Origin of the sequence: Micromonospora tulbaghiae, assembly GCF_900091605.1 — a bacterium.
In the GTDB taxonomy this organism is placed as follows: Bacteria; Actinomycetota; Actinomycetes; order Mycobacteriales; family Micromonosporaceae; genus Micromonospora; species Micromonospora tulbaghiae.
Genome location: NZ_FMCQ01000005.1, coordinates 174694 through 196577 on the forward strand (window position 1 = coordinate 174694; position 21884 = coordinate 196577).

Genomic DNA, 21884 nt, shown 5'->3' on the forward strand with positions numbered 1-21884 from the left:
GCGGTGCTGAGCGCGGACGCCACAGGATCGTGGCGTCCGCGCTCAGCTGCCCTCCCGGGACTCCCAGACCAGCGCCAGCTCCACCCGGTTGTGGACACCGAGCTTCGCGTAGATCGAGCGCAGGTGGGTGTCGACGGTGTGGAACGAGACGAACAGGTCCCGCGCCGCCTCCTGCTTCGTCATGCCGACCGCGAGCAGTTCGGCCACCCGTACCTCGGCGGGCGTCAGCGCGGCCACGGCCGGACGGCAGGCCTCGTCGCCCGCCGGGCCGTCGTGCTCCCGTGTCCCGCCGGCACCCATCCGGGTGTACATCGCGTCGGCCTCGGCCAGCAGGTCGAACGTCTCGGCCGGCGGCAGCCCGGGCGACCGCGCCAGGTCGTGCAGCGCGTCGGCCAGGGCCGGCCGGGCGGAGGTGGTGCGCAGCAGCCGCACCGCCGCGCGCAGCGCCGCCGGATCGCCGGTCAGCAGCCCGTCGACCTGGTGCGCCACCCCGCGCCAGAGCGCGTTGTTCGTCATGCCGGCGGCCCGCTTCAGGTGGTCGGCGAGGATCTCGGCCCGCTGCCGGTCACCGAGCGCCAGGACCGCGCGTACCAGTCGCGGGCCGTGGTGCGGCACCAGCAGCAGGGGAGCCACCGAGCGGTCCGGCATGGCGAAGGCGGCGCCCAGCAGCGCGGCGTGCCGGCCCGGCTCCGGATCGCCGGCGGCGGCGCAGCCGAGCCGGAACCACTGCATCTCGTCCGGCCAACCCACGGCGGGGCGTTCGTCTGCCAGCAGATCCCGGGCCGCGGCCACCTCACCCCGGCGCAGCAGCACCTCCACGACCGTGGCGAGCAGGTCCACCCGGGCCTGCGCCGGCAGGGCGCCACCACGTTCGGTCAGCGCGAGACGGGCCCGGACCTCGGCCTCGGCCAGCTCACCGGTGGTCAGCCGCAGGACGCAGTCCAGCGCGGTCACCAGCGGCTGCGCCACCGCACCGAGCGTGTCGATCTCCGTGGTCACGCTGTCGAGCGCGGTCGCCGCGTCGACGTACCGGCCGAGCGCGATCTGGTTCGCCACCCGGTCGACGCGCAGGAAGATCGCCTGGGTGCGGGCGGCGGGCTCGCCCGCGTCCACCTCCCGCAGGATCCGCGCGGCGCGGGGCAGGTCGCCGGTGGCGGTGGCCCGGGACGCGTGCGCCAGGGCCAGCCGGATACCGCCGCCGGGGGAGGGGCTGCGCGCGTGGGCCCGCTCCGCCGCCGCCACCAGCTCGGCGGCGTCGGGGTGCCCGAACCGGGCCGCCTGCGACGCCAGCATGGTGAGCGTCCAGCTCCGCCCGGCGGCGTCCAGCTCCTGGTTGAGGGCCTGCCCGAGGTACGTCAGGGACAGTGAGGGGCGCTGCGTCGCGTAGTAGGCGCCGAGCCGCCCGAGCAGCAGCGCCCGCTGGCGTGGCCCGTATCGGTCGACCGCGACCTCCCGGTGCAGCATCCGCAGCGTCTCGTCCACCCGGCCGGCCAGATAGAGGTTGTCGGCGACGTCGACCAGCCAGGCCAGGCGCTCGTCGGCCTGGCCGGGCGCGGGTGTGGCGAGCAGCAGATCCGCGGCGAGGCTCGGACCGACCGCCGGGTCGGCCGCCAGCCGGGCGGCGAGCGCCCGGGCGGACCGGCTCACCGCCGGGAGCACCCGGAGGAGCTGCCGGGCGGCCTGGGCCGGGCGCCCGGCGTCGGCGAGCACCTCGGCTGCCGCCTCGCGCAGAGCCTGGCGTACCGACGGCGGGGTGTCCCGCAGGACGTCGTCGCGCAGAGCGATCGAGGCCAGCCGCAGGCCGGCGGCGGTGTCGACGAGAAATCCGCGCGAGATCAGCTCCTCCACCGTCGCGTCGACCGGCTCGTCCGGTGTGGTGCCGGTGCGCGTGGCCACCGCTTCTAGGAACCACAGGCCGCAGGGGGCGTCGGCGACGGCGACGCCGCGCAGGACCCACCGTTGCGTGGTGGTCAGCGAGGAGGGAACGCCTGTGTGCATCTTGGGGCGGTTGGTCAACGGCGTCTCGGGCAACTGGCTCACCTTCGCAGGTGCTGAGGTTCGACCCGTTCACCGCGAGGTTAGCCAGCTCGCGACCTGCCCATCCCCGAATCGAGGGACAAAGGTGAAAGCGGTTCGCCCGCTCGGTATCTAGAGGATCCGGCGCCGGACCCGCCACACCACCACACCGACCAGGATCGCCGCGACGGCGACGAACACTGCCGCCTCGATGAGCTGGAACGTCCAGAACCGGTCGGCCGGGTGGTAGACCCCGAACTGCTGGATGCCCCGCGAGTGCAGGAACTGGTTGACGTTGGCGCCGGCCCGGTTGGCGGCGTCCTCCAGCTCGTAGTACTCGACGCTGCTCAGCCTGTGCCCGGTGGCGTCCGCGTAGCCGCGTTCGATCACCCAGTCGGCGACGCCGGGCACGAACCGGTGCCCCGCCTGGTCCGTCGGGCCGCCGGCGGGGACCGGCTCCATGGCCGTGAGCGGCGTGGCGTACGCGGGACGGGCCAGCAGCGCCACCGACATCCGGGCGGCGAGGAACGCCCCGAACGCGACGCCGAACGCGGGCAGGCTGCGCCGCAGAATCGCCCCCGCCGCGGTGGCCACGGCGAACGCGAACAGCGCGTACGCCACCGGAACAAGTCCCTCCAGGTCGAAGGCGTCGTACTGGAACCGCCCCTCCCACGCGTCGAACGGCTGACGGAACCAGGTGAGCACCGCGGTGAACATCCCGGTGAGCACGACCGTGACGCCGGCCAGGGCCACGAGCTTGGCCGCAAGCCAGCGCATCCGCGGCACGGCCTGGGTCCAGGCGAGCTGCCAGGTGCCGTCCTCCAGTTCGCGCGCGAGCAGCGGCGCACCGAGGAACGCACCGATGACGACGGGCACCAGATAGAAGGCCGCCAGGAGGTTCTCGACGTACCCGTACTCGTCGTCGAGGCGGCGGAAGGAGGCCGCGCAGGCCTCGCCGACACCGGCCTCTCCCGCACAGCGGGCGGGACCGCCGGGGAACAGGTCGTGGGCCTGCGTCCCGAGCACGAGCAGGGCGATGCCGAACGCGCCGACGAGCAGGCCCAGGACGCAGACCTCGGTCCGGTGCTGGCGCCAGATCAACCACGTCACGCCGTCACCTCCGAGGGATCACCGGCGCTCGGCTCGGGCGGCCGGCGCAGGTACACCAGCACCAGCTCCTCCAACGCGACCGGCTGGGCCTGCCACCCGGGCGCGGCCGGGATCCCGCCGTCGCGTACCAGCAGGGTCGTGTGCCGGTCGCTGTGGACGGCCTCCACGACGGCGGCGGCCCGGTCGAGGTCGTTGGCCGTGCGCGGGCCGACGAGCAGCCGGTGCTCGGCGAGGAGGGTGTCGATGTCGCCGGCGAGCGTGACCCGGCCCTGGTTGAGCACGACCAGGTGGTCGCAGACGCGCTCCAGCTCGTGCACGACGTGGGAGGAGAACAGGACTGTCACCCCGCCGTCGGCCACCGCGCCCATGAGGACCTGGAGGAACTCGTGCCGGGCCAGCGGGTCGAGGCTGGCCACCGGCTCGTCGAGGACGAGCAGGTCCGGCCGCTTCGCCAGAGCCAGAGCCAACGCGACCTGGGCCTGCTGCCCGCCGGAGAGCGAACCGGCCCTGCGGTCGAGCGGGATGCCCAGCTTCGCCAGCCGGCGCTCGGCCAGCCCCTGGTCGAACCGCAGGTTGCAGGCCCGGCCGAAGCGGAGCATCTCGGCGACGGTGAAGCGCTTGTACAGCGGGTGGTCCTGGGCCAGGAACCCGACCCGGGACAGAGTCTGCGGGGTGCTCGCAGTGACGTCGCGGCCGAGGACCTCCACCGTGCCGGTGCTCGGCGCCAGCAACCCGACGACCAGGCGCAGCAGCGTGGTCTTGCCCGCGCCGTTCGGCCCGACCAGGGCGATCACGCCGCCCGCCGGCAGGGCCAGGGTGCAGTCGCGCAGCGCCCAGCCCTTCCGGTACCGCTTGCCCACACCGTCGGTGCGCAGCGCCAACCCGGTCGCTGTCACGCCACGTCCTCGTTCCTGGTCTGCTGGTGGACGGAGGTGAAGAGCGCGTCGACCGCCTGCTCGTCGAGGCCGGCCGCGTAGGCGCGGCGCAACCAGGTCGCGAGCCCGCGACGCAGCGACGTGTACGTCGATGCCGACATGGCGGCCGACTGCTGCTCGTTGACGAACGTGCCCTGGCCGGGACGGCCGGTGACCAGATTCTCCTGCTCCATCTGCCGGTACGCCTTGGCGACGGTGTTCGGATTGATCGCCAGGTCCTCGACCACCTCGCGGATGAGCGGGAGGCGGTCACCGGGCTGGAGGAAGCCCAGCAGCACCGCCTGGCGGACCTGCTGGACGAGTTGCAGGTACGGCGGCACGCCGGAGTGGGTGTCGAGCCGGAAGACGAACACGGTGCTCCTCACTGCTCTACTAGTAACGTAGTAAAGCAGCGAGTCGGTGGTCAAGGGGGCCGGCTCGCCCGGAAACGGAACGAGCCCGGCAGCCAGGGTGGCTGTCGGGCTCGTGAAGGTCTTCTAGTGCGATTTCTTAGCAAGTGTGCCCCCGGCAGGATTCGAACCTGCGCTCCCGCCTCCGGAGGGCGGTGCTCTATCCCCTGAGCTACGGGGGCTCAGCGACCCGAGAAGAGTAGCAAACCCCCTCCCGGATCACCGAATCGGTACCCCCGCCAGTCGATCTTCGTCGGATCAGGCCGCGGCGACGGCGCGACCGCAGCTCGGCAGCGGGTGCAGCACGACCCGGCGGGGCAGCCGGCGGGGCCACTCGTTGCGCGGCCAGGAGCCGTCAACGATCAGGTGCACGGTGCGCTCCTCGGCGCCACTGAGCCGCAGCACGAAGTCGCGGGGCAGCGGCGGGTCCACCGACGGCGTGGTGACCATGAACCGCACGCGCCCTCGCGAGGAGACCGCCGAGACCACGTCGGCGGCGGGCATGGTGCCGCGCAGGCGTACCCGGCCGATCCAGTAGACCTCCGCGGCGTGCTCCTGGGCCGACCGCGTGATCGCCGGGTACGCGCTGCGTACCCAGCGCTCGACCGCGCCGACGCACAGGCCGCAGGCCCGCTCGCGCGGCTCGCGCGGCCCCAGACCCCAGGCCCGGAGGTACGCCCCGACGGTGCCGGCGTCCATCGCCAGCCCGAACCGGCGCTCGATGAGGGCGGTCAGGCTCTGCCGTGTCCAGAGCTCCTCGTCGAGGCCGAACTCGTCGGGGTGGACGCCCCGGAGCACGTCGATGAGTTCGAGTTCCTGTTCGCGGCTGAGCGTTCCCGGCTCGCCCTGCCGCAGTCCGCGACGGACGGCTGCCACCGCTCCGTCACCGCCGATGGTGTGGCGTCGGCACCAGCTGGTCACCGACCGCCCTGCGTCTCTGAGTGCAACCCCCACGTCTTGGGCAACGAGCACGAATCGCAACTGGTCACGATATGTGGGTAGAAAACTCTCCAACCCCCACAATGACCCGTTAACCCCAAACCGTTACAAACCCCCAAACCAGGACATACCCGGCCTCATCTCGCCGTCACCCTCACGCGATCTTGCACTTACGGCCCTCCCGTAACGGGGCGAATCCGGCATCACCGGGGCGCCAACTGCAAGATCGCGGGGGTGGGGCGGGGAGGGCGGGGAGACGGCGAGGCCCGGTGCCTCCTGGGAAGGGGGACCGGGCCTCGGGAGTGGGGGCGGGGTGTTACGGGGTTCCGCCCAGGCGCTTCAGCGCGGCGCTCAGGTTGGTCAGGTCGTTCTGCTGGGTGTTCTTCATGATCTGGGCGACCGCCAGCACGTCGTCGTCGCCTCCCTCGTCGAGAATGCCGTCGATCATGTGCACCCCGCCGATGTGGTGGCGGATCATCATCTGGAGGAAGAGCACGTCGAACTCGCGGCCGCTCGCCGCGCGCAGCTTCGCCATCTCCTCCGGCGTCGCCATGCCCGGCATCAGGCCGTCCTTGATCAGCCCGCCGCCGTCCTTCATCCACGCCATCGGGGCCTGCTCGCCGGTCGGGTCCAGCTTCCAGGACCGCAGCCAGGTCTGCATGGTGCCGATCTCACCCTGCTGGCCGGTGGCGATGTCCACGCCGACCTGGCGTACCTCAGGGTCCTGGCCCTGGTTGAACGCCAGCAGACCCATCGCCACGGCCTGGTTGTGGTGGGCGGTCATGTCCCGGGCGAACCCGGCCTCCGCCGAGTTCTCACCCGGACGGGTGAGCGTCGGAGTGAGCAGCCCGCCCGCGTACCCGAGGACCAGCCCGACCACGAGGGCGGCGGCCACCGCCAGCAGGCCGTAGCGGCGCACCGCGCCCCGGCCGCCCTGGTCGGCGGCCGGAGCCTCGTCCAGTTCGCTGTCGGTGGTCACCGGAGCGGTCATCGCGGCGTCCTCACTGAGTGGGCTGCTGGGGCATGTTGTTCTGCAGGTTGTCGCGCGGGGTGGTGCCGGTGGCGGTGACGCCCTGGTCGCAGAGCGCGTTCGGGCCCTCGATGGAGGCGTTCACCCGCAGGGTCTTGATGAAGTCGTCGATCCGGCCGTCGTCGGCGTTGTCGACCTTGAGCTGGTAGCCCCAGGCCTGGAGCGAGATCGGCTTGTCCAGCCCCTCGAACGGGCTGAGCATCGTCTTCTCCTTGCCCTGCACCTTGGTGCGGAGCTTCTCCACCTGGTCGGCGGGCAGGTCCGGGCGGTAGGTGATCCAGACCGTGCCGTGCTCCAGGCTGTGCACCGCGTGCTCGTTGGCGATCGGGGCGTCGTAGACGTCACCCATGCAGTTCTGCCACGCCTGGTTGTGCGGGCCGCCGACCGGCGGGAGGATGTCGTACTTGATCGCGCCGGGCTGGTGGTTGCCGCCCTTGACCAGGTCCTTGTCCTTGGCGCGGTAGTCGACGATGCCGTCGATCGCCTCGGCCCGCTTCTGCCACGGCTGGCCGCCCTGGTAGACCGCCCAGGCGCCGACGCCGATGATGCCCACGGCCAGTACGCCGACCGCGACGAAGAGGGCGATCGGGCCCCACGAACGGCCCTGGCTCACCTTCACCGGGGCGACCGGCTTGCGGCCCTTGCCTCCGGCGCCCTGCCGTGGCGTGCCCTTGCCGCCCCCGGCCTTGCCCGAGCCGGCCTTCGCGGCGGGCTTGTCGGCAGCCGCGGGCCGGCCGGCGGCCGGCTTCTTGCCGGTGCTGACCACGGTGGGACGGCGTTCCGGGCCGCCCGGGGTGCTGATGCTCATCGTGCCTCGTCAGGTCGGTCGGTCAGGGGAGCGCGGGGCCGGTTCACATGCTGGGTCGCCTCCGCGGTGCCCGAGTCTACCCCCGATAACATGGATCAGTGACTCCCGCAGAACTCGCCGAGGTCGTCCTCGCCGCAGCCCACGCCGTCTTCGACGAGCGGGGACTGGACCGCGCCGCGCTGCCCGCGCAGACCACCGTCGAGCGACCCCGTAATCCCGATCACGGTGACTACGCCTCGACGCTGGCGCTCCAGCTCAGCAAGAAGGTGGGCGTACCCCCGCGGGAGCTGGCGACCGCGCTGGCCGACGAGCTGGCCAAGGCGCCGGGGATCAAGTCGGTGGAGATCGCCGGGCCCGGCTTCCTGAACATCCGCCTGGACGCGGCCGCCGCCGGCCAGCTCGCCAAGGTCATCGTCGAGGCCGGTCCGGCGTACGGGCGCAGCGACACGCTCGCCGGTCAGCGGATCAACCTGGAGTTCGTCTCGGCGAACCCGACCGGCCCGGTGCACATCGGCGGGGTCCGCTGGGCGGCCGTCGGCGACGCGCTCAGCCGCCTGCTCCGCGCCACCGGCGCCGACGTGGGCACCGAGTACTACTTCAACGACGCCGGCTCCCAGATCGACCGGTTCGCCCGCTCGCTGCTGGCCGCCGCCAGGGGCGAGCCCGCGCCGGAGGACGGCTACGGCGGGGCGTACATCGCGGAGATCGCCGCCGAGGTGGTCCGGCTGCGCCCGGATGTGCTCGACCTCACCGAGGACGCCGCCCAGGAGGTGTTCCGGAACGAGGGCGTCCAGCTGATGTTCGCCGAGATCAAGTCCTCGCTGCGCGACTTCGGGGTGGAGTTCGACACCTACTTCAACGAGAAGGACCTGCACGACGGGGGCGCGCTGGACGCGGCGCTGGACCGGCTGCGGGAGCAGGGGCACGTCTTCGAGTCCGAGGGCGCGACCTGGCTGCGCACCACCGAGTTCGGCGACGACAAGGACCGGGTGCTGCGCAAGTCCAACGGCGAGTGGACGTACTTCGCCGCCGACTGCGCCTACTACCTGAACAAGCGGGAGCGCGGCTTCGACCGGGTCGTGATCATGCTGGGCGCCGACCATCACGGCTACATCGGCCGGATGAAGGCGATGTCCGCGTGCTTCGGCGACGACCCGGCGCGCAACCTGGAGATCCTCATCGGCCAGCTGGTCAACCTGGTCCGCGACGGCGCCCCGGTGCGGATGAGCAAGCGGGCCGGCACCGTGGTCACGCTGGAGGACCTGGTCGACGCGATCGGCGTGGACGCCGCCCGGTACGCGCTGGCCCGCTACTCGGCCGACTCGCCCATCGACATCGACGTGGAGCTGTGGACCCGGGCCAAGAACGACAACCCGGTCTACTACGTGCAGTACGTCGCGGCCCGGACCGCCGGCGCGGCCCGCAACGCGGCCGAGATCGGGCTGACCCGTGGTGACGCCGCCGCGTTCCAGCCGGAGCTGCTCGGTCACGACAAGGAGAACGAGCTGCTCAAGGCGCTCGCGGAGTTCCCCGCGGTGGTGGCCACCGCGGCCGAGCTGCGCGAGCCGCACCGGGTGGCCCGCTACCTGGAGGAGAGCGTCGCGCAGGCGTACCACCGGTTCTACGACAACTGCCGGATCGCCCCGCAGGGCGATGAGGAGATCACCGACACCCACCGGGCCCGGCTCTGGCTCAACGACGCCACCCGGGTGGTCATCGCCAACGGCCTGCACCTGCTCGGGGTGTCCGCGCCGGAGCGGATGTAGCGTGCGAGCGCGAGGAGTGAGCTTGCGAGCCCCGCAGTCGCGAAGCGGAGACGAGTAGAGATGCGGGCACACGAGGCAGGCGCACTGCACGGCGAGATCGGCACCCGGGGGCCGGCCTGGCTGCGTACCCCGGTGGACGTCAACGCCCTGGTGCCGCAACTGTGGCCGCGCAACGTGGCGCGCGGCCCCGGCGGCGCGCTCACCGTCGCGGGCCTGGACGTCCGCGACCTGGCCGCGGAGTACGGCACCCCGGCGTACGTGCTCGACGAGGACGACCTGCGCGGGCGCTGCCGCGAGTTCCGGGCGGCCTTCCCGGACGCGGACATCTACTACGCCGGCAAGGCGTTCCTGTGCCGCGCCGTGGTCCGGATGATCGCCGAGGAGGGCCTCTTCCTCGACGTCTGCACCGGCGGCGAGCTGGCCACCGCGCTGTCGGCGGGCATGCCGCCTGCGCGGATCGGCTTCCACGGCAACAACAAGTCGGTGGCCGAGCTGACCCGGGCGGTGGACGCCGGCGTGGGCCGGATCATCGTCGACTCGTTCACCGAGATCGACCGGCTCACCGAGCTGGCCCGCGAGCGCCGCGTGCGCCCGAAGGTGCTGGTCCGGGTCACCGTCGGCGTGGAGGCGCACACCCACGAGTTCATCGCCACCGCGCACGAGGACCAGAAGTTCGGCTTCTCGCTCGCGGGCGGCGCCGCCGCGGCGGCCGCGTTCAAGATCCTCGACGAGGACGTGCTGGAGCTGCGCGGCCTGCACTCGCACATCGGCTCGCAGATCTTCGACGCCAGCGGCTTCGAGGTGTCCGCCCGCCGGGTGCTCGCCCTCCAGTCGCAGATCCGGGACGCCCGGGGCGTGGAGCTGCCCGAGCTGGACCTGGGCGGCGGCTTCGGCATCGCGTACACCACGCAGGACGACCCGGCGACGCCGCACGACCTGGCCAAGCGGCTCCGCAAGATCGTCGACGGGGAGTGCGCGGCGGAGAACCTGGCGGTGCCGCACCTGTCCGTCGAGCCGGGCCGCGCGATCGTCGGCCCGGCCGTGTTCACGCTCTACGAGGTCGGGACCGTCAAGTCCGTGCCGACAGGCACTGGCGGTGACGCAGCCGACGGTCGTGCTTATGTCAGCGTGGACGGGGGGATGAGCGACAACATCCGTACCGCGCTCTACGACGCCTCGTACTCGGCCACGCTGGCGAACCGCACGTCAACCGCACAGCCGATGCTCGCCCGCGTGGTGGGAAAGCATTGTGAGTCCGGGGACATCGTGGTGAAGGATGAATTCCTGCCCGCTGACGTGCAGCCCGGAGATCTTGTCGCGGTGCCCGGCACCGGGGCCTACTGCCGGAGCATGGCGAGCAACTACAACCATGTCCCGCGGCCCCCGGTCGTCGCCGTCCGCGAAGGTCGGGCGCGGCTGATCGTCCGCCGGGAGACCGAAGACGACCTGCTGGCATTGGATGTGGGATGACCTCACCGGTTCGCTTGGCGCTGCTCGGCTGCGGCACTGTCGGCAGCGACGTGGTCCGACTGCTGCACGAGCAGTCGGAAGACCTCGCCGCCCGGATCGGCGCCCCGCTGGAGATCGCCGGGATCGCCGTACGCCGGATCGGCCGTGACCGCGGTGACCTGCCGGTCGACCCGGCGCTGTTCACCACCGACGCGCTCGGGCTGATCAAGCGCGACGACGTGGACGTGGTGGTCGAGGTGGTCGGCGGCATCGAGCCGGCCCGGGGTTGGCTGGTCGAGGCGCTGCGCGCGGGCAAGAGCGTGGTCACCGCCAACAAGGCGCTGCTCGCCGAGGACGGCGCCGCACTGCACGACGCCGCCGCCGAGGGCGGCGCCGACCTCTACTACGAGGCCAGCGTCGCCGGAGCCATCCCGCTGCTGCGCCCGCTGCGCGAGTCGCTGCACGGCGACCGGATCACCCGGGTCACCGGCATCGTGAACGGCACCACGAACTTCATCCTCTCCGCCATGGACGCCACCGGCGCCGGGTTCGCCGAGGCGCTGGAGGAGGCCACCGAGCTGGGGTACGCCGAGGCCGACCCGACGGCCGACGTGGAGGGCTTCGACGCCGCCGCCAAGGCCGCCATCCTCGCCTCGCTGGCGTTCCACACCCGGGTGACCGCCGCCGACGTGCACCGCGAGGGCATCACCGAGGTGACCGCCGCGGACGTGGCCAGCGCCAAGGCCATGGGCTGCACGATCAAACTGCTCTGCATCGCGGCCCGGGGCGTCGACGCGGAGGGCCGGGAGACCGTCAACGTCCGGGTGCACCCGGCGATGATCCCGCTGACGCATCCGCTCGCGAGCGTCGGTGACGCGTTCAACGCGGTCTTCGTCGAGGCCGACGCCGCCGGGCAGCTCATGTTCTACGGCCGGGGCGCCGGTGGCGCGCCCACCGCCAGCGCGGTGCTCGGCGACGTGGTGGCGGTGGCCCGCAACCGCCTCGCCGGGGTGCACGCGGCGAGCGAGTCGGCGTACGCGGACCTGCCGGTGCGGCCGATGGGTGAGGCGCTCACCCGCTACCACATCAGCCTCGACGTGGCCGACCGGCCGGGCGTGCTGGCCGGGGTGGCAGGCGTCTTCGCCCGGCACGAGGTGTCCATCGCCACCGTCCGCCAGGGCCCGGCCGGCGGGGACGCCGAACTGGTCATCGTCACCCACGTCGCGCCCGATGCCGCGCTCGCGGCCACCGTCGGTGAGCTGCGCGGACTCGACATCGTCCGTTCGGTGACGAGTGTGCTGCGGGTGGAGGGTGGCGCGTAACCCACGCGTCCCGCCTGATGGTTAGAGCAGGGTGTGCCGGTGGCCGGCCGGGCAGGCTGGTCCACGCTGGTGACGGGCCCCGGAGCGGGGCGACAGAGGCGAGGAGCACGACATGTGGCGGGGACTGATCGAGGCGTACCGGGATCGGCTGCCGGTCACCGGGGCGACTCCCGTCGTCACGCTGCACGAGGGCAATACGCCGCTGCTTCCGGCGCCGGTGCTCTCCGCCCGGGTCGGCGCGGACGTGTGGCTCAAGGTCGAGGGCGCCAACCCGACCGGCTCGTTCAAGGACCGCGGCATGACGGTCGCGGTCTCCAAGGCCGTCGAGGCCGGTGACAAGGCGATCATCTGCGCCTCCACCGGCAACACCAGCGCCTCCGCCGCCGCGTACGCGGCCCGCGCCGGAATCACCTGCGCGGTGCTGGTGCCGCAGGGCAAGATCGCGCTGGGCAAGCTGGCCCAGGCGCTCGTGCACGGCGCGAAGCTGCTCCAGGTGCAGGGCAACTTCGACGACTGCCTCGGGCTCGCCGGCAAGCTCGCCCAGGACTACCCGGTCGCGCTGGTCAACTCCGTCAACATCGACCGGCTGCACGGCCAGAAGACCGCCGCCTTCGAGATCGTCGAGGCGCTCGGCGACGCGCCCGACATCCACTGCCTGCCGGTCGGCAACGCCGGAAACATCACCGCGTACTGGATGGGCTACTCCGAGGACCTGCGCGACGGCAACGCCACGAAGGCCCCCCGGATGTACGGCTTCCAGGCGGCCGGCGCCGCCCCGATCGTCACCGGGCAGGTGGTGCCGGAGCCGTCGACGATCGCCACCGCCATCCGGATCGGCAACCCGGCGAGCTGGACGAAGGCCATCGACGCCCGGGACGCCTCCGACGGTCTGATCTCGGCGGTCACCGACCGGGAGATCCTGTCGGCGTACCGGCTGCTGGCCCGCGAGGTGGGCGTCTTCGTCGAGCTGGGCAGCGCGGCCAGCGTCGCCGGTCTGCTCCAGCAGGCCGCCGCCGGGCGGGTGCCGGCCGGGTCGCGGGTGGTCTGCACCGTCACCGGGCACGGCCTGAAGGACCCGGAGTGGGCCATCTCCACCGCACCGGCGCCGATGACCATCGCCAACGACGCGCTGGCCGCCGCCCGCTCGCTCGACCTCGTCTGAGGGTTCCCGCCTCATCGGCGGTGGCATCGGCTGGGGCGGATGCCGGGAGTGTCAGGGCGTGCGGCAGACTCAGACACCCCCGCAGACACCTCTCCAGGAGTTGAGTCACGCCGATGTCGCTGCTCGCCAGATTCAGCCTCGCCAACCGGGGGCTGATCGCCCTCGTCGCGTTGGTGACCACGGCCTTCGGCCTGTTCGCCGTGCCGTCGCTGAAGCAGCAGCTCCTGCCGTCGCTGGAGTTCCCCGCCGCGTTCATCGTGGCGACGTACCCGGGCGCCGCGCCGGAGATTGTGGAATCCCAGGTCGCCGAGCCGATCGAGAACAGCCTCAAGGGCATCCCGGGCCTGGACAAGGTCACCTCGACCTCGCGCGAGGGCGCGGCGACGGTCCAGGTGCAGTACGAGTTCGGCACCGACCTGGACGACGTGGTCAACAAGATGGAGACCGCGCTCAACCGGATCGACTCCCAGCTCCCCGAGGGCGTCGACCCGCAGGTGATCGCCGGCAGCACCGACGACCTGCCCGCCGTGGTGGTCGCCGCGACCGGTGACGGCGACGAGCGGGCGCTGGCGGAGAAGCTGCGCAGCGCCGTCGTACCGGAGCTGGAGGCGCTGGACGGCGTCCGCTCGGTGGACGTCACCGGCGCCCGGAACCAGGTCGTGACGATCACGCCGGACCCGGCGAAGCTGGCCGCCGCCAAGGTCTCGCCGACCGCCATCGCCTCGGCGCTCAAGAGCAACGGCGTGGCGGTGCCGGCGGGCGCGCTCGCCGACGGCGACCGGTCGCTGCCGGTGCAGGTGGGCACGCCCATCCGTACGCTCGACGACCTGCGCGGCATCGTGCTGACCACGGCCCCCGCCGCCCCGGTACGCCTCGGCGACGTGGCAGCGGTGGAGCAGCAGCTCGCCCCGGCCACCTCGTTGACCCGCACCAACGGCAAGCCCAGCCTCGGCATCGCGGTGACCGCCGCTCCGGACGGCAACGCGGTGGACATCTCGCACGAGATCCGGGACCGGCTGGACGAGCTGTCGGCCGCCTCCGGCGCCGAGCTGACAGTGGTCTTCGACCAGGCCCCGTTCGTCGAGAAGTCCATCGAGAGCCTCACCACCGAGGGCCTGCTGGGCCTGGTCATGGCGGTCGTGGTGATCCTGGTCTTCCTGCTGTCGGTGCGCTCCACGGTGGTCACCGCGGTGTCCATCCCGCTGTCCGTGCTGGTCGCGCTGATCGTGCTCTGGTCCGGTGACTACTCGCTGAACCTGCTCACCCTCGGCGCGCTGACCATCGCCGTGGGGCGGGTGGTGGACGACTCCATCGTGGTGCTGGAGAACATCAAACGCCATCTGGAGTACGGCGAACCGAAGCGGGACGCGATCCTCACCGCGGTCCGCGAGGTGGCCGGCGCGGTGACCGCGTCCACGCTCACCACCGTCGCCGTGTTCGCGCCGATCGCCCTGGTGGGCGGCTTCGTCGGGCAGCTGTTCGCCCCGTTCGCGATCACCGTGACGGTGGCGCTGCTCGCCTCGCTGCTGGTGTCGCTGACCGTCATCCCGGTGCTGGCGTACTGGTTCCTCCGGCCGCGCGGCGGCGCCGACGACGCCGCCGCCCGGCACGCCGCCGAGGAGAAGGAGCTGCGCAACCCGCTGCAGCGGGCGTACCTGCCGGTGATCGACTTCGCCACCCGCTCGCGGAAGACCCGCTGGGCCACCGTCGGCCTCGGCCTGCTCGTGCTCCTGGGCACGTTCGGCCTGGCGCAGAAGTTGGAGACCAACTTCCTGGACGACTCCGGCCAGGACACGCTCGCGATCCGGCAGGAGATGCCGGCCGGCACCTCGCTCGCCGGGACCGACCGGGCCGCCGCGCGGGTCGAGGAGGTGCTGCGGCGTACCCCGGGCGTGGAGACCTACCAGGTCAGCGCCGGTGGCGGGGACAACCCGTTCGCCGGCGGCGGCAGCGACCGGGCCACCTGGTCGCTCTCGCTCTCGCTCTCCGACGACACCGACGCCGCGACGGTACGGCAGGGCCTGCGCAAGGAGCTCGACGCGCTCGGCCCGGAGGTGGGCGAGCTGACGTTCGGCGGCGGGCAGAACGCCTCCGCCAACCAGGTCGAGGTGGTCGTGCAGGCCGCCGACCAGGAGACGCTGACCCGGGCGGCCGAGGCGGTACGGGGCGCGATGGCCGGCACGCCGGGCGTGGAGGACGTCACCAGCAGCCTGGCCACCCAGGTGCCGCGCGTCGAGGTGACAGTGGACCGGGTGGCCGCGGCTCGCGCGGGCCTCACCGAGGCGGCAGTCGGGCAGCTCGTCGCGCAGACGTACCGGGGAGCGCCGCTCGGGCAGGTGACGCTCGACGGCACGGCGCAGAGCGTGGTGCTGAGCAGCGGCGCCCGGCCGCCCCTGACCGTCGACGAGCTGCGGGCGCTGCGGGTCGGCGCGGTGCCGCTGGACGCGATCGCCGACGTCGAGCAGGTCGACGGCCCGCAGCAGGTGACCCGGATCGACGGGGAGCGCAGCGTCTCGGTCACCGGCACGGCGACCGGCTCGAACCTCGGCGCCACCACGCAGGAGTTGCAGAAGCGGCTGGACGCGCTCGACGTGCCGGGCGCCACGTACGTGATCGGCGGCGTCAGCGCCGACCAGGCCGACGCGTTCGCGGACCTCGGTCTCGCGGTGCTGGCCGCCATCGCGATCGTCTTCCTGATCATGGTGGCCACGTTCCGCAGCCTGACCCAGGCGCTGATCCTGCTGATCTCGGTGCCGTTCGCCGCGACCGGCGCGATCGGGCTGCTGCTGGTCACCGGTACTCCGCTGGGTGTGCCGGCGCTGATCGGCGTGCTCATGCTCGTCGGCATCGTGGTGACGAACGCGATCGTGCTGCTGGACCTGATCAACCAGTACCGGGCCCGGGGCATGGACGTGACCGAGGCCGTGGTCGAGGGCGGCCGCCGCCGGCTGCGGCCGATCCTGATGACCGCCGTCGCCACCATCTTCGCGTTGCTGCCGATGGCGCTGGGCCTGACCGGTGAGGGCGGCTTCATCTCCAAGCCGCTCGCGATCGTGGTGATCGGCGGCCTGCTCAGTTCGACGCTGCTGACGCTGGTGCTGGTGCCGACGCTCTACACGATGGTCGAGCACACCAAGGGCTCGTTCCGGAACCGGCGGCGGGGCGGCGCTCCCGAGCCGGTCGAACCGCAGCCGGACCCGGTGCCGGTGGGGGTCGGCGGCGGGGAGCGCGCCGAGGAGCGGGCCGTGGTGGCGCCGCCGCCGGCCCGCCCGTCGGGCGCGCTGGTCGACGGCACCGACCAGTTCGAGGTGCTCCGCCTGCCCAAGAGCCGCCAGTCGCCGCTGCCGCCCACCGAGTGACGGACCGGGAGGGGCTCCGCGCGGGCCCCTCCCGGCACCTCGGCGCGCGGGACACACCGGAACCGCGTCGAACGGTACGCTCGGTGAGCTGCTGCCTACTTTCGGTTCGGGGGTGCGATGGCGGGGGGTGCGGGCCGGTGGGATCGGCGTGCCGTGCTGCGCCGCTCCGCGCTGCTGCTCGGCGGGGCCGCGGTCGGCTCGTTCGCTACCGCCGAGAGCACCTGGGTGGCCGACCGCCGGCTCCCGATCGCGGGCGGGCCGGCGAGTGCCACGCTCGGCAACCGCCACCAGGACGTCGGCACCGGCGGGCTGCAGGTCGTCTGGGGCGTACGCACCGAGGAACCCCTGGTGGCGCTCACCTTCGACGACGGCCCCCGCCCACAGTGGACCCCGATGGTGCTTGACACGCTCGACGAGCACCGGGTGCCGGCCACCTTCTTCCTGGTCGGTGAGCGGGCCCGCGAGCACGCCGCGCTGGTCCGCGGCCGGATGGACGCCCACGAGGTCGGCAACCACAGCTGGGCGCACCGCGACCTGGCCCGGATGGACGCCGCCACGGTCTACGACGACCTGCGCCGCAGCCACGACGCGATCACGGCGGCCACCGGTTCGGCGCCCCGGCTGCTCCGCCCGCCCTGGGGGCACCTGGGCGGGTCGGTGCTGTACGCGTCGGCCCGGCTGGGCTACCGCCTGGTGCTCTGGACGCTCCAGATGGTCGAGGGCGAGTTCCCGCACGACCCGGCCGGCCACGCCCGGCGGATCGTCGCCGACGTGCGCCCCGGCACGATCCTGCTCGGCCACGACGTCGGCAACGACGGCCGGCTCGTCGCGCTCCGCGGCCTGCCCGACATGATCAACGGTCTGCGGGCCCGGGGATACACCTTCGTCACGGTCTCCGACCTGCTGCGCCGCGCTGCCACGTCAGGGGCGGCCCGGTAGGGTGCCCGCGTGTCACCCACCCTGTCGGTCCTCGTCCGCAACCGCGACTTCCGCCATCTGTTCCTCGCCGAGCTGGTGGTCTTCGGCGCGGACTGGTTCGTCATGGTGCCGCTGCTGGTGCTGTTGCCCGACCTGACCGGCAGCGGCGTCTGGGGCGCGCTGGTGCTGGCGGTGGACACCGGCACCACCGCGTTGCTGCTCCCGTACGCCGGGACCGTCGCCGACCGGTTCGACCGCCGCAAGGTGATGATGGTGGCGAACGTGGGCGCGCTGGCCGGCGTGCTGCTGCTGCTCGGCGTGCGCAGCGCCGGTACGGCCTGGCTGGCGCTGGCGGCGATCGCGCTGGTGGCGGTGGCGAAGGCGTTCTACTCGCCCGCCGCCCAGGCCGCGCTGCCGAACGTGGTCGACCCGGAGGACCTGGCTGCCGGCAACGCGGTCGCCGGCTCGGCATGGGGGACGATGACCGTGGTCGGCGCCTCGCTCGGCGGCATCCTGAGCGCCGTCGCCGGCCCGTACGCCAGCTTCTGGGTGGCCGCCGTCGGCCTGGTCGCCGCCGCGGGCCTGGCCGCGCTGATCCGCCGGCCGTTGCAGGCGCCACGCGACCCGGCGGCGCCGGTGCCGCGCACCTGGGCGGCGATCCGGGAGGCCCTGCGCTACATCGCCCACCGCCCGCGCGTGCTGGCGCTGGTCACTGTCAAGTCGGCGGTCGGCCTGGGCAACGGCGTCCTCACCGTCTTCCCGCTGCTCGCGGGCGTGTACGGCGTCGGCGCGGTCGGTGCCGGGCTGCTCTTCGCCGCCCGCGGCGCCGGGGCACTGGTCGGCCCGATCATGATGCGCCGGGTGCTGAGCAACCGGGCCTGGCTGCTCACCGGCCTGGCGCTGTCCATGTCGATGTACGGCCTGGCCTACCTGGGCGCCTCGGTGGTGACCTGGTTCCCGCTGGTGCTGGTCCTGGTCTTCCTGGCGCACCTGGGCGGCGGCAGCAACTGGGTGCTGTCCAACTACGCGTTGCAGGGCGAGGTGCCGGACCGGCTCCGTGGCCGGGTCTTCGCCACCGACATGATGCTGGCGACGCTCGCCATCGCGGTGAGCCAGCTGGTGGTGGCGCTCGTGGTGGACCGGGTGGACGAGCGCACCGTGCTGGCCGGCTGTGGCCTGGTCACCGTCGTGTACGCGATCGGCTGGCGGTTCGCCACCCGGCGGCTCTCGCTCACCGACCCGGTCGACACGCCGGCCCCCGAGCGCGCCGGCTGACACGCCGGTCCCACGCTCCGGGCGGTCCGGCCGGACTGTCGGGGTGACGTCCTAGCATGAGCCGGTGCCGACCACATTCACCCCCGGCCCGGTGCGGGTCCAGGTGCCCGCGACCAGCGCCAACCTGGGCCCCGGCTTCGACGCGCTCGGGCTGGCCCTCGGCCGCCACGACGACGTCACGGCCGAGGTGACAGGTGGCGGCGTACGGGTGTCGGTCACCGGCGAGGGCGCAGGTGAGCTGCCGTCGGACGAGCGGCACCTGATCGTCACGGCCATGCGGGCCACCTTCGACGCGCTCGGCGCGCAGCCGGCCGGCCTGGCGCTGGAGTGCGTCAACCGCATCCCGCAGGCCCGAGGGCTCGGCTCGTCGTCGGCGGCGATCGTGGCCGGGGTGCTGGCGGCCCGCGCGCTGGTGGCCGACGGCGAGCAGCGGATGGACGACGACGCCGCGCTGCGGCTGGCGGCGGAGCTGGAGGGGCATCCGGACAACGTCGCGCCCTGTCTGCTCGGCGGCTTCACGATCGCCTGGACGGAACCGGGCGGCGCGCGGGCTGTCTCGCTGCCGGTGGCGCCGGCCGTGCGCCCGACCGTCTTCGTGCCGGCCGAGCGCGGCCTGACCTCGGTGGCCCGGGCGGCGCTGCCGGCCACCGTGCCGCACGCCGACGCCGCGTCGAACGCGGGCCGGGCGGCCCTGCTGGTGCACGCGCTGACGGCCGATCCCGCGCTGCTGCTGCCCGCCACCGTCGACCGGCTGCACCAGGACCAGCGGGCGCCGGGGATGCCGGGCACGGCGGCGCTCGTCGCCGCGTTGCGTGCGGCGGATGTGGCGGCTGTGGTCAGTGGGGCGGGCCCGACGGTGCTGGCGCTCTCCGAGGTCCCGGCGGGATTCCAGGCGGGAACAGATTGGCGCCGGTGGGAGTTGCCGATAGATGTCAGCGGTGCCCGGGTCATCCGGGGTAGACTTTGACACGCCGAGCGGGGCCCTGTTGCCGCAGGTCGGACGAGGCGATTACGCTCTAGACCTAGCACAGCCGCGAAGCATGCGATCTTCCTGCGGTTCGGCGCACCCCCGAAGCTCTCGGCGGTAGCCCGTCACCCCTGCTCAAGGCCCACGCCGCGCCGCAGTTTCCAAAGGTCGCCGCAGACGGCGAGACCTGCTCACCGATGGTGGTGAGTCGGGAAACCACCGGCTGCTGTGTCACAGACTCCCGCGACGCGTCATGCGAGGCGGGTGCACCGAGGCCGCCCGGCCACCTGGTTCCACGACTCCGGGCAGCCCGGCCTATCGAGGGAAGGAATCCATTGAGCGACACCACCGACGTGACGTCGGATGTTTCCAACGTCGCTGGCGATGCCACCACCGCCGCCCCCACGCGCCGCCGGCGGAGCGGCACCGGTCTGTCGGCGATGCTGCTGCCGGAGCTCCAGAGCCTGGCCGCGTCGCTCGGCATCTCTGGTACCGCTCGCATGCGCAAGGGCGAGCTGATCACTGCCATCACCGAGCGGCAGCAGGGCGGCGCCGCGGCCGGAACCCCTCGACCGCGAGCCGAGGTGGCGGCTGCGGCCGCTCCCGCCCGTGAGGAGGTGCACGCGGAGGTCCGTGAGGAGCGGGCCGAGGCACGCCCCGCCGAGCAGGCGCCGGCCGCCGAGGTGACCGAGGGTCGTACCCGTGGTCGCCGCAGCCGGGCAGCCGCCGCGACCACCGAGGCCCGACCGGTCGAGACGCCGTCGGCCGAGACCCGGCCGGCCGAGACGACGCGCGCCGAGGAGGCGCCCGCCGAGACCGGCGAGCGGTCCGAGCGTGGCGGTGACCGGGCCGAGCGCGGTGAGCGCAACGAGGGCCGGGGCCGTGAGCGTGGCGGTGACCGGGCCGAGCGTGGCGGTGACCGGGCCGACCGTGGCGGCGACCGGGCCGACCGTGGCGAGCGTGGCGGCGAGCGGGCCGACCGTGGCGGCGAGCGGGCCGAGCGCGGCGAGCGCAACGACCGTGGTGACCGCAACGACCGTGGTGACCGAGCCGAGCGGGGCGACCGCAACGAGCGGGCCGACCGGGGCGAGCGCGCCGAGCGCAACGAGCGCGGCGACCGCAACGACCGGGGTGACCGCAACGACCGTGGTCAGCGCGCCGAGCGGGACAACGACGACGACGACGAGGGCGGCGGCCGGCGCGGCCGGCGCAGCCGGTTCCGGGACCGCCGTCGCGGCCGTGGCGAGCGGGGCGAGGGCGACAGCGGTGGCGGTGGCGGCCGTGAGCCGCAGGTCGGCGAGGACGACGTGCTCGTCCCGGTCGCCGGCATCATCGACGTGCTCGACAACTACGCCTTCGTCCGGACCACCGGCTACCTGGCCGGCCCGAACGACGTGTACGTCTCGATGTCCCAGATCAAGAAGTACGGCCTGCGCCGCGGTGACGCGATCACCGGCGCCGTGCGGGCCGCGCGGGACGGCGAGCAGCGGCGCGACAAGTACAACCCGCTGGTCCGGCTGGACACCATCAACGGGATGGAGCCGGACGAGGCGAAGCGCCGGCCGGAGTTCTACAAGCTGACGCCGCTCTACCCGCAGGAGCGCCTGCGGCTGGAGACCGAGCCGCACATCCTCACCACCCGGGTGATCGACCTGGTCATGCCGATCGGCAAGGGCCAGCGGGCACTCATCGTGTCGCCGCCGAAGGCCGGTAAGACGATGGTGCTGCAGGCGATCGCGAACGCGATCACCCGCAACAACCCGGAGTGCCACCTGATGGTGGTGCTGGTGGACGAGCGGCCGGAAGAGGTCACCGACATGCAGCGGTCGGTGAAGGGCGAGGTCATCGCGGCCACGTTCGACCGTCCGCCGCAGGACCACACCACCGTCGCCGAGCTGGCGATCGAGCGGGCGAAGCGCCTGGTCGAGCTGGGGCACGACGTGGTCGTGCTGCTCGACTCGGTGACGCGGCTCGGGCGGTCGTACAACCTGGCGGCGCCGGCCAGCGGCCGGATCATGTCGGGTGGTATCGACTCCACGGCGCTCTACCCGCCCAAGCGCTTCCTCGGCGCGGCGCGCAACATCGAGAACGGCGGCTCGCTGACCATTCTCGCCACCGCGCTGGTGGAGACCGGGTCCATGGCGGACACGGTCATCTTCGAGGAGTTCAAGGGCACGGGTAACGCCGAGCTGAAGCTGGACCGGAAGATCGCCGACAAGCGGGTCTTCCCGGCGATCGACATCAACCCCTCCGGCACCCGCAAGGAGGAGGTCCTGCTCGCGCCGGAGGAGCTGGCGATCATCCACAAGCTCCGCAAGGTGCTGCACTCGCTGGACTCGCAGGCGGCGCTCGACCTCCTGCTGGACCGGCTCAAGCAGTCCCGCACCAACATCGAGTTCCTGATGCAGATCGCGAAGTCCACTCCGGGCGAGTGAGCTG

The 21884-nt window shown here is 73.0% G+C and carries 16 protein-coding genes and 1 tRNA gene; 9 read left to right on the forward strand and 8 right to left on the reverse strand.

Going from position 1 to position 21884, the window contains the following annotated elements; all coding sequences use genetic code 11:
• Positions 1-42: 42 nt before the first annotated feature.
• From GA0070562_RS16810 to GA0070562_RS16845, 8 genes are all read right to left on the reverse strand, one after another.
• On the reverse strand, positions 43-2040 hold the full coding sequence (locus tag GA0070562_RS16810; RefSeq protein WP_091422516.1) for a helix-turn-helix transcriptional regulator: 1998 nt from the start codon (positions 2038-2040) through the stop codon (positions 43-45).
• A gap of 108 nt (positions 2041-2148) precedes the next feature.
• Positions 2149-3126, reverse strand: coding sequence for an ABC transporter permease subunit (locus tag GA0070562_RS16815; protein WP_091422519.1), 978 nt, complete (start codon positions 3124-3126; stop codon positions 2149-2151).
• A complete protein-coding gene (locus GA0070562_RS16820) occupies positions 3123-4022 on the reverse strand; it encodes an ABC transporter ATP-binding protein (protein WP_091422522.1) in 900 nt (299 codons plus the stop codon). The genes GA0070562_RS16815 and GA0070562_RS16820 overlap by 4 nt, the downstream gene beginning before the upstream one ends.
• On the reverse strand, positions 4019-4414 hold the full coding sequence (locus tag GA0070562_RS16825; RefSeq protein WP_046568276.1) for a GntR family transcriptional regulator: 396 nt from the start codon (positions 4412-4414) through the stop codon (positions 4019-4021). The genes GA0070562_RS16820 and GA0070562_RS16825 overlap by 4 nt, the downstream gene beginning before the upstream one ends.
• Positions 4415-4560: 146 nt before the next feature.
• Positions 4561-4632: transfer RNA gene (locus GA0070562_RS16830), tRNA-Arg, on the reverse strand.
• 76 nt (positions 4633-4708) lie between these two features.
• Positions 4709-5404, reverse strand: coding sequence for a winged helix-turn-helix domain-containing protein (locus tag GA0070562_RS16835; protein WP_091422526.1), 696 nt, complete (start codon positions 5402-5404; stop codon positions 4709-4711).
• Positions 5405-5705: 301 nt separating this feature from the next.
• Positions 5706-6380: a DUF305 domain-containing protein gene (locus GA0070562_RS16840; RefSeq protein ID WP_091422529.1), complete on the reverse strand. Its 675-nt coding sequence runs from the start codon at positions 6378-6380 to the stop codon at positions 5706-5708.
• A gap of 10 nt (positions 6381-6390) precedes the next feature.
• Positions 6391-7227, reverse strand: coding sequence for a DUF3105 domain-containing protein (locus GA0070562_RS16845; RefSeq protein ID WP_091422533.1), 837 nt, complete (start codon positions 7225-7227; stop codon positions 6391-6393).
• A gap of 98 nt (positions 7228-7325) precedes the next feature.
• On the opposite strand from GA0070562_RS16845, the gene argS reads away from it, so the two are divergent.
• The 9 genes from argS to rho all read left to right on the forward strand — a co-directional run bounded on the left by argS (position 7326) and on the right by rho (position 21880).
• Positions 7326-8993, forward strand: a complete 1668-nt coding sequence (gene argS, locus GA0070562_RS16850) for an arginine--tRNA ligase (RefSeq protein ID WP_091422536.1) — start codon at positions 7326-7328, stop codon at positions 8991-8993.
• A 60-nt stretch (positions 8994-9053) separates the two neighbouring features.
• Positions 9054-10463, forward strand: coding sequence for a diaminopimelate decarboxylase (gene lysA / locus GA0070562_RS16855; RefSeq protein ID WP_091422540.1), 1410 nt, complete (start codon positions 9054-9056; stop codon positions 10461-10463).
• Positions 10460-11764: a homoserine dehydrogenase gene (locus tag GA0070562_RS16860; protein WP_013288280.1), complete on the forward strand. Its 1305-nt coding sequence runs from the start codon at positions 10460-10462 to the stop codon at positions 11762-11764. The genes lysA and GA0070562_RS16860 overlap by 4 nt, the downstream gene beginning before the upstream one ends.
• A gap of 112 nt (positions 11765-11876) precedes the next feature.
• Positions 11877-12926 (forward strand): threonine synthase, encoded by a 1050-nt coding sequence (gene thrC / locus GA0070562_RS16865; protein WP_091422543.1) that lies wholly within the window; start codon positions 11877-11879, stop codon positions 12924-12926.
• Positions 12927-13039: 113 nt separating this feature from the next.
• Positions 13040-16285, forward strand: a complete 3246-nt coding sequence (locus tag GA0070562_RS16870) for an efflux RND transporter permease subunit (protein WP_091422546.1) — start codon at positions 13040-13042, stop codon at positions 16283-16285.
• A 117-nt stretch (positions 16286-16402) separates the two neighbouring features.
• Positions 16403-17224, forward strand: coding sequence for a polysaccharide deacetylase family protein (locus tag GA0070562_RS16875; RefSeq protein ID WP_091422548.1), 822 nt, complete (start codon positions 16403-16405; stop codon positions 17222-17224).
• Between the two features lie 9 nt (positions 17225-17233).
• On the forward strand, positions 17234-18478 hold the full coding sequence (locus GA0070562_RS16880; protein ID WP_091422552.1) for an MFS transporter: 1245 nt from the start codon (positions 17234-17236) through the stop codon (positions 18476-18478).
• Between the two features lie 64 nt (positions 18479-18542).
• On the forward strand, positions 18543-19445 hold the full coding sequence (gene thrB, locus GA0070562_RS16885) for a homoserine kinase (protein WP_091422555.1): 903 nt from the start codon (positions 18543-18545) through the stop codon (positions 19443-19445).
• 335 nt (positions 19446-19780) lie between these two features.
• Positions 19781-21880: a transcription termination factor Rho gene (gene rho, locus GA0070562_RS16890; protein ID WP_091422558.1), complete on the forward strand. Its 2100-nt coding sequence runs from the start codon at positions 19781-19783 to the stop codon at positions 21878-21880.
• Positions 21881-21884 lie beyond the last annotated feature (4 nt).